We start from the raw sequence: 8,565 nt of genomic DNA, 5'->3' as shown, positions 1-8,565 counted from the left end.
ATACCCCCCAATAGCTATGATAAAATTTTTGTGCGAGAGCTAACCCCAAGCCTCTACTGGCACCAGTAATTAAGACATTATTCATAAATCATCACTCTATCTAAAAATATATTGATAGCATGCCATTAATTAGTAATAGGTTACTTTTAATTCATGTTTTAATTTTATATTTGGCTGGTGAATTTACTTTCTGCTTTTATTTTATCAAGGTTGAAGTTAGCAAATAAATAATCAAATAGTGATTCTATTGTTTTTAAATATAAAAACCCCGCATGTAGATTTGGGGTTTTTTAAGTGTGTAAATTTATTTAAATATCAAAAGCTATACTTTGAAATATCAGGTGGCATCCCTGATATTTTGTTTGCAATTTCATGAGAAATATGAACTTTTCTGGGGGAGAACTGTATTTCATCATCACATACTTTAAATTTTAAGCTTGAAGCACCGCCTAGGATCAGCTCATAGTTGTCGTCAGAGCCATTTTTGTCTTTTACGATATTTAATATCTGATAGGCATGGTCGTAGTCATAATAGAATACTTGATTTTTATTGAAATCTATACGATTTAGCAAGTCTAAAGTAACGAGTAGTGAGCTCGAAGTAATGGTTATCATAATACTCTAACCTCTATTCTTTTATTTCGAAGGATAATTTGTTTTCGGTAGTCCAAGTGCGTCGACAACACTATTTTCAAAATGATTTTCACCTACTTCATACTTCATACTTTCAAAAAAAGCACCTTCATTCCCAACCATAACGCGTTGGCATGACCTGTCGGTAATTGATTCATAAACCGCTTCCGCCACCAAAATTGGATCAATGCCTTGGTTAATACGCTCAACGATGGTCGGTAGTAGGGCGTCGGCTGTTTTGGCGTATGGAGAGGTCCTTTCACTGGTAAGCTCATTGGCATGTAGACCATGGTTAACAAAACCAGTACGGAACAGTCCAGGCGCTATGGTATTAACTGCAATATTAAAGGGAGCGAGTTCGTATCTTAGAGAGTTCGATAATCCCTCTACAGCATATTTTGATGCGGAGTAATGACTTAGCAGAGGCAGCCCCATTTTTCCTAAAAATGAACTGATATTAATTATCTGACCTGTTTGATGTTTTCTCATGTAGGGAACGACTTCCCGACATGTTCTAAACACACCAAAAACATTCACATCAAATTGGTCATAAATGCTGGTATCGTCAGCAAATTCATTTGCTGATACGTAGCCGTAACCCGCATTATTTATTAGAACGTCAATTTTTTTCTCTAATTCAAATATCTGACGAAATGCTTCAAAAACAGAGGACGAACAAGTTACATCAAGGTAGATTGGGATGATGTTCGTGTCGTTTAAGTCTTCCAGTATTTCTCTTCCTCTCTCTCCGCGATAACCTGCAAAGATTTTTGCACCTTTAGAGCTGAGTAGTTTAGTGGTTTCCAAACCCATTCCAGAATTTGCCCCTGTGATAACTATAATTTTGTCGTTCATTTTTTTCTCCTAACGTGGGCAGTTATTTTTGAAAGCAAATTTCTGGGTGCCTTGCAAAAACACTGTATATAAAAGTGCCAATTAAACTTTCTCTTGGATGAGAGACTCAGAGCATTCTTTTTTAATCGAAGCGATCGATTATGCTGATATTTATGGTGACAATGATGTGTGATGTTTAGGGTTTCCGTTTTATCTATCAGCAGATGAGAAATTCCCATTGAGGCACCAAACTCAGCTTCACTGATATCACAGTTATTATGCTTCATGATGAGTCTCCACAGTAATGTTCCTGATTAACTTTGATGGTCGGGTAAATTGTGATTCTTGTAGGCGTCAGCAATATCATGATTTTTATCTCGATGTTTTGCTTCGTCGTCGCGAATACATTCCAGTACATCAAGTAATTTTGCGTCATCTTGGAGACTGTAATAACGGATTGCTATCGCTGGTGCTGGAGAGTTTTCTACGGTGCCATCGAGAATTTTTTCAATAAATTCACAGTAGCTGTTGCATGCTTCTTCCTCAAAATAGCCAACAATTCGATGCGCTGTTTTTGAGGACAGCAGATAAACAAAGCTGTAAATCAAAACAAAGAAGAATTGGATCAGCATGACCAATGCGCGCTCTATGATAGAGGGTTGAGTAATGCGTAAGAAAATCATCAGGTGCATTCGTTCATTATCTGCTTCATCAAGAAGTTCTTTAATCCACCCTCCGTCGTCTTTCATTCTTCGTAATGCTTTGAGGTGATTAAATACACCTGCTACCATCCCGGGTACTGCCGCTATTGTTTCGAGCAGCATGGCTCGTCTTGCGTATTTACCTCCATAGAAAAGGTTAAGTGTTTTCTTAAGTAGCTTTGTGACTAGTAAGGCAATTTTTTCGGAACCACTGTTTGGTGTGTAATGCTTTTGCTCAAATGTCATAATAAAATCTCCTCTTCTGCTTATAGACATTACACATTCCGTGCCAAGTTTTAAGTTGTTGATTTTAATATATCTTTCACTTATCAAGAAGTCTTTTTGACTCTTTTTTGGTTGGTGTCAATATGACTCTTTGTGTCTAAATGACATTATTTTGTATGTTTATCGTATAGCAAAGGGTTTGAGCTTAATTAAGGTAGAAGTTTTGTTAGATTGAGATGGGCAGGTGATAGGGATAAAAGTATGATCTCAGAGCGACTGAAGTTTAAGGCCGGATAACGATTTAGACAGCTACTGGTTTGGGCAAAGTGTGCTCAAATGGCTTTAAAGTTTTATAATTTTGGCCGTGCTATACCCAGTGACTTCAAGGTGTAGGGCTCAGAGCGATGTTACAGTGTTGAGTTCAAGGAAAGTAGCGAACCTAAGATGGTAGGCTACTTTTTCATTACTAGAGTAGGGGGCTAAGTACCAACCTGTTGATTCCAAAGTTTTGCATACAGTCCTTGTTTGTTCAAAAGTTCAGAGTGTTTGCCCATTTCTGCTACCTCTCCATTGTCGAGGACAACAATTCGATCAGCAAAGCGTATGGTGTTGAGGCGATGCGCAATACTGATAACCGTACGCTGGTAGCAAATTTCTGGCATGTTACTCATGATAGCGGCCTCAGAATGGTAGTCTAAGGCGGATGTAGCTTCATCGAGTATAAGAATTTTAGGGTTGGTGAGTAGTGCTCTAGCCAACGCAATTCTTTGTCTTTGTCCCCCTGACAATGAGTTACCTTTTTCTCCAACCTGCTGGTTAAATCCTTGAGCGAGTTCTTGAATAAATTCTAGCGCACCAGATAAATGAGCTACATGGTGTACTTCTTCATCTGTTGCTTGAGGTTTACATAAGCGAATATTTTCTGCAATGGTACCAGAGAATAAGATGCTCTCTTGGAGCACAACACTTATTCCTCTACGCAGTGATACAGGATCAGCAATAGCCAGATCCATTCCGTCGATCAATACTTGCCCATGTTGAGGTGTATACAGTCTTTGTAATAGACGTGTGAGCGTACTTTTTCCTGAACCTGATGGCCCCGTGATGCCAATAAATTGACCGGGTTTAATATCAATACAGACATTATTCAAGACTTCGGGAGTATCTTGGTGATAACGGAAACGGACATTTTTGAAGGCGACTTTACCTTGTAACTCTGGAACAGAGGCTAGTCCATGTTTACTATTTTCTTGTGGTTCATCAAGAATATCACCAACTCTTCGCAAAGCTATTAAGGTATGTTGAAAATCTTGCCATATCTGCGCCAAGCGCAAAACAGGTTGAGTAACATGTCCAGCAAGCATATTAAAGGCAATAAGTTGTCCGGGTGATAGGGTTCCATCGAGGACTTCATTGACTCCCCACCAGAGAATAATGGCAGCTGCGAGCTTCTGTATCAGAGAGATTCCTTGTCCAGCTATTAGCCCAGATTTTTTTGCCTGAAATCCTCTTTTTAACTGTTGACTTAAAATACGTTGCCATTCTTTTATGAAGCGATGTTCTGTGGCTGTTGTTTTGATTGTTTCAATACCAGTAATGGCTTCAGTCAAAAAACTGGTTGCTGATGCGTCTGCTTCGTATTCTTCCTCTACTTTCCGTCTGATGATTGGGCCTGCGATTAACCACAGAATAAAATAAGTGATCAATGAGCCGATGACGATCCAAGTCAGCACTTTCGCGTAATGAAACATGACGGCTAAAAAGGCAATGACAAAAATCAGGTCTAAGACAAGCATTAAAGTCGAACCGGTAAGAAATTGACGAATCTGCGCCATCTCCCTCACTCGAGCTATGATTTGACCGGTTTGACGTTGCTTAAAATAATTGAGCGGTAAACCAACCAAATGGCGATATAAGCGTCCAGATAATTCAGCATTTACCTGACTGGCAAGGTGCCCAAAGACTTTGCTTCTCAAAAAGCTGTAGGCAGGCTCTGCGATTGCGAAGGCCAACATTGCAACGGCGAGGACATGTAAACTCGATAAACTTCTTCCAACAAGAACCTTGTCGATTAAGTTTTCAAACAAAAGAGGGCTGGCGAGTGCTAATAATTGAATAGCACTAGCATAAAAAAAGACATCTCTTATCTGCTTACTTTGACGTAATACGGACGGAAAAAACCATTGAAGCCCAAACTTAACTTGGCTTTTATCTATTTCTTTATCCGCGAGTAAAAGGATGTGTTGTGCGTCTAAAAGGGGGAGGCTAAGACTTCTTTCACTTTTGGGATCATACAATATCCATTGATTGTCCTTGATCTCGTTAATAACAAACCAATGGTTTCCTAAACAGGCTAAAGCAGGCATTGGAATGTCTTGTACTGCTTTGGGGCCTAGCGAAATCAATTGGCTTTTAAAGCCGATTAGATCAGCAGCTTCTCTTAACTCACCAGTTGTTAGATTTTCGCTAGATACTCCAATAGCGTGTAATATTTGTGGTGCTGTCCATTTTTTGTCAAACTGATGTCCAACAAAGGCGACGGCCTCAAGGGCTCCATTACTCTCAGTGATGATATCGGAAGCAGAGATGGTTTGCGATATACCCATGGTTATTTTTCCCTCATTGCTTCGGCTTGGTACTCGCGTATGGGGCTGAGTACATAATCAATGATGCGGCGTTTATCGGTTTTTATTTCCGCAACCACAGACATTCCCGGCAATAGAGTGACTGGCTTTTCATCAATGACAATATTGTTCGTTTTTAACTCGACCAACGCTGGGAATATTAGTCCCAATTGTTCATCTGCTGTTGAATCTCGCGATACACTGATAAGTTCAGCTTCAATGGTGCCATATCGAGTGTAAGAAAAAGCATCAACCTTTAAGGTGACTTTTTGTCCTGAATAAACAAAACCGACATCTTTATTAAGAATTTTGACTTCAGCTTGCTGTACTGTATTTTCAGGTACAATAATCATCAGGCTTTGAGCGGGTTGCAATACCGCACCTAGGGTAAAAATATTCAGTTGTTGGACAGTGCCATTGACCGGCGATCGAATGATTTCAAGTTCTTGCCTTTCTTGGGCTGTCGAAAGTTGTTGCTTGAGTGCTTTCAATGTGAGGCTGGCCTGTCTCTTTTTATCTAACCACTCTCCTTTACGCTGTGCTTTAAAACTATTCATCCGCTGCGTAAGCCCGTGATGTTCTGATTGTAGTACCTTAAGTTGCGCTTTTTGCTGAGCGAGTTGACGGTCGGTCTCCAATAGCTCTTTTTCTTGTTCCAAATATTCAACACGGCTGATCGCGCGGGCTTGATTAAGTGCCTTTCTGGCTTGTAGACGCAGTGAAATATTATTTCTCAGCTGATCGAGTGCTTCGATATCACTTTGATGGGCTGATTGAGAGGTATGATTCACGTCCATTTCAGATTGGATGTCGGCGAGAGTCGTCAAAAACTCTTGATGTTCAATGTGATAACTTTCAATTAACTGGTCTCGATGTATAACGCTAATTGAAAGAAACTGCTCATCGTTTTCGATGTCTTGCCCCAACAAAAGCGATCGGTAGAGGATTAACTCTTGAGTTTGAAAGTTAACCTCAGAGTTGAGCCGTTCCAAATCCTGACTAACCCCCAATATATCAACGGTGAGTAAAGGATCATCCATTTTGACTTGCTGACCATCCCTTACATGGATTTGCATAACTCGGCTTTGCTCGTAGGCCTGAATGACCTGCGAGCGTCCCGAAACGATCAGTCTACCTGTAGCTGTAGCTTGAACATCAAGCTTTCCGAAATATGCCCATAGCAAAGTAACGATGACACCAATGCTCAGTGACAGGGCTGTTAGCCGCGCAAAAGGTGAGGGCGGTTGATGGGATAGAGAAAGATGTGATGGTAAAAAGTCATAATGTTTTGTTTGAGTCTTGTTGCCTTTTGCTTTGGTTTTCAGCAACTGGATCATTTTACGCATGATTTTTTCCTTCACATTTTAGTTCTTTTTGTAATTCCCATAATTGGTAATAGCGATCTCCTTGGTCAAGTAATTGATCATGAGTACCCTGTTCCACAATTTGGCCTTTGTGCAGCACAATGATTCGATCACAATTTCTGACAGTAGATAAGCGGTGAGCAATAGTAATGACCGTTCGATTACGACCAATATCTTGCATGTTATTTTGAATCAGAGCTTGTGATTCATCGTCGAGGGCACTGGTTGCTTCATCAAAAATCAACACTTTCGGTCGTGGTAAAAGGGCTCTTGCTATTGCAATCCTTTGGCGCTGTCCGCCAGAAAGAGAAGAGCCACCCTCAGCTAAAATGGTGTCATAGCCCATAGGTAGTTTGAGAATGAAGTCATGAGCGCCCGCAAGTTTTGCGGCAGAAATAATCGATTCTAGGCTAGCCTGAGGAGCCGCTTGAGCAATATTTTCGCTAACACTTTTGTTGAATAAATAGTTTTCTTGCAACACGACACCTACATCTTGTCGTAACTGTTGCACGTTAAACTTATTCAGTGGAGTACCATCTATCGCAATTGTTCCTTGTTGAGGCGTATAGAGCCTCAAAAGGAGTCGTGCTAGAGTGCTTTTTCCTGATCCTGAAGTGCCGACGATTCCGATACTTTCTCCAGCACTTATTTCTAAAGATAAGTCCTGAATCGTTGCTGGGATATTTGGTTGATACTGGAATACGATGTTATTGAATGATACCGAACCTTTGATGGAGTGTTGGTCAACATTCGACTGGTTTTCTGTGGGAAGATTTAAAACATCCCCTAACTTTTCTATCGCGACTCGCGCTTGAATATATTGTCCCCACAGTTGCACCATTTTGGCTAAGGGTTGGGATACATGACTATTGAGCATATTGAAGGCGATCAATTGACCGATGGTCATGTGTAATGAAAGAACCTCACTCGCGCCTAACCATAAAATGATAACGCTCATTGACTTTTGTAATAGCTGCACACAATGCTCGGAACGATTATTCAGTTGTTGAACTGAGTAACCGGTTGCAACCATATTTTCTGTTTGGTTATCCCAGCGCCTGATAAACTTTGGCTCTACAGCCAAACTCTTTATTGTTTCACTACCAGAAATACTCTCGGTTAAAAATGAGGTGTTGACTGCTGCATGGGTAAATTGTTCTTCAATAGCAACTTGCATCCTCGGCGTAAACCACCATGCAATAAGAATATAGACCGGTAGGGACAGAGTGAAAATCACAGTTAGAGTTGAGGATAATATGCTCATGACATAAATGAATATAAACATAAATAAGAGCTCAACACTGAGCGTAAACATGGAGCCTGTTAGAAACTCTCGAATTGTGTCTAGTTCTCTTACCCGAGTAACAATTGCACCTACTTGACGAGATTTAAAAAATAACAAAGGGAGGCCGAGCAAGTGTTGGACTAGTTTTAAGCCAAGCTGAATATCAATTCGATTTGCTGTGTGCGCATACTGATATTCTCTCAAACCACGGAGTATTACTTCAAATACTCCCGTAATGACCAAGCCAAACACCAATACATCTAATGTCGTGAAAGCCTGATGTACAAGTACTTTATCCATGACCACTTGAAAAAAGAGTGGGGAAATGAGCGCCAAAATTTGCAACACGAAAGAAAAAATCAACACTTCTGCCAACAGACTTTTATGCTTAAGGAATTCGGGGACAAACCAGCGAATATCAAACTTTGACTTTTTTGTTAATATGGATAGGGATCGACCATTCCAACGTTTTAAAAGTGTTTCAGATGAGATAATTTCTGGAGCTTGTTTCTCTGGATCTTGGATAAGACATTGCCCCTCAGCAACTTTTGCAAGGACAAATGGTTTATTTTCCTGATTAAATAAAATTATTGGAAGCTTCAACTTATTAATAATCTTACTGGTATCATGTCTTTCTTTGGTTCTTATATTGTTAGATATCGATATTTTCTTTAATGTTTCTCGATATTTTTCATTTTTTGAAAAATTTATATTTATTTTTTTATCACCGATAATAGAGGTGCATAACTGAATACAATTCAAAGTCATATAATCGATTGCGTTCATATTTTTATATAAGAATATTTATTATTTTTATTAAAATTAGACTATCATTGCTTCATATTACCGTCAACAAGGTGAAATATATTAATCTATGATTATTTTTATATACAAATCTG

General features: G+C 39.6%; 6 protein-coding genes. All 6 read right to left on the bottom strand.

Annotated elements, in window-relative coordinates:
- Positions 1–315 precede the first annotated feature (315 nt).
- Positions 316–615: a hypothetical protein gene (locus RH40_RS19785; protein WP_009603504.1), complete on the bottom strand. Its 300-nt coding sequence runs from the start codon at positions 613–615 to the stop codon at positions 316–318.
- Between the two features lie 21 nt (positions 616–636).
- Positions 637–1,488, bottom strand: coding sequence for an SDR family oxidoreductase (locus tag RH40_RS19780; protein ID WP_009603503.1), 852 nt, complete (start codon positions 1,486–1,488; stop codon positions 637–639).
- Between the two features lie 293 nt (positions 1,489–1,781).
- The gene (locus RH40_RS19770) at positions 1,782–2,414 is read right to left on the bottom strand and encodes an alternative oxidase (protein ID WP_009603501.1); all 633 of its coding nucleotides are present in this window, start codon (positions 2,412–2,414) and stop codon (positions 1,782–1,784) included.
- A 458-nt stretch (positions 2,415–2,872) separates the two neighbouring features.
- Positions 2,873–4,999, bottom strand: coding sequence for a type I secretion system permease/ATPase (locus RH40_RS19765; RefSeq protein ID WP_009603500.1), 2,127 nt, complete (start codon positions 4,997–4,999; stop codon positions 2,873–2,875).
- Positions 5,000–5,001: 2 nt separating this feature from the next.
- The gene (locus RH40_RS19760) at positions 5,002–6,363 is read right to left on the bottom strand and encodes an HlyD family type I secretion periplasmic adaptor subunit (RefSeq protein ID WP_009603499.1); all 1,362 of its coding nucleotides are present in this window, start codon (positions 6,361–6,363) and stop codon (positions 5,002–5,004) included.
- Complete coding sequence (locus RH40_RS19755; protein WP_009603498.1) at positions 6,356–8,452, bottom strand: peptidase domain-containing ABC transporter; 2,097 nt, start codon at positions 8,450–8,452, stop codon at positions 6,356–6,358. Before RH40_RS19755 ends, RH40_RS19760 begins: the two co-directional genes overlap by 8 nt.
- Between the last annotated feature and the right edge of the window lie 113 nt (positions 8,453–8,565).

It is taken from the genome of Vibrio caribbeanicus ATCC BAA-2122, from assembly GCF_000165125.1.
GTDB classification, from domain to species: Bacteria; Pseudomonadota; Gammaproteobacteria; order Enterobacterales; family Vibrionaceae; genus Vibrio; species Vibrio caribbeanicus.
The sequence above is the reverse complement of the archived record's forward strand: the minus strand, read 5'-3'. Positions and strand labels throughout refer to the sequence as shown.

Bases quoted from the DNA above. Each gene is read 5' to 3' on its own strand.
- RH40_RS19785 (WP_009603504.1), bottom strand. From the start codon at position 615: ATGATAACCATTACTTCGAGCTCACTACTCGTTACTTTAGACTTGCTA.
- RH40_RS19780 (WP_009603503.1), bottom strand. From the start codon at position 1,488: ATGAACGACAAAATTATAGTTATCACAGGGGCAAATTCTGGAATGGGT.
- RH40_RS19770 (WP_009603501.1), bottom strand. From the start codon at position 2,414: ATGACATTTGAGCAAAAGCATTACACACCAAACAGTGGTTCCGAAAAA.
- RH40_RS19765 (WP_009603500.1), bottom strand. From the start codon at position 4,999: ATGGGTATATCGCAAACCATCTCTGCTTCCGATATCATCACTGAGAGT.
- RH40_RS19760 (WP_009603499.1), bottom strand. From the start codon at position 6,363: ATGCGTAAAATGATCCAGTTGCTGAAAACCAAAGCAAAAGGCAACAAG.
- RH40_RS19755 (WP_009603498.1), bottom strand. From the start codon at position 8,452: ATGAACGCAATCGATTATATGACTTTGAATTGTATTCAGTTATGCACC.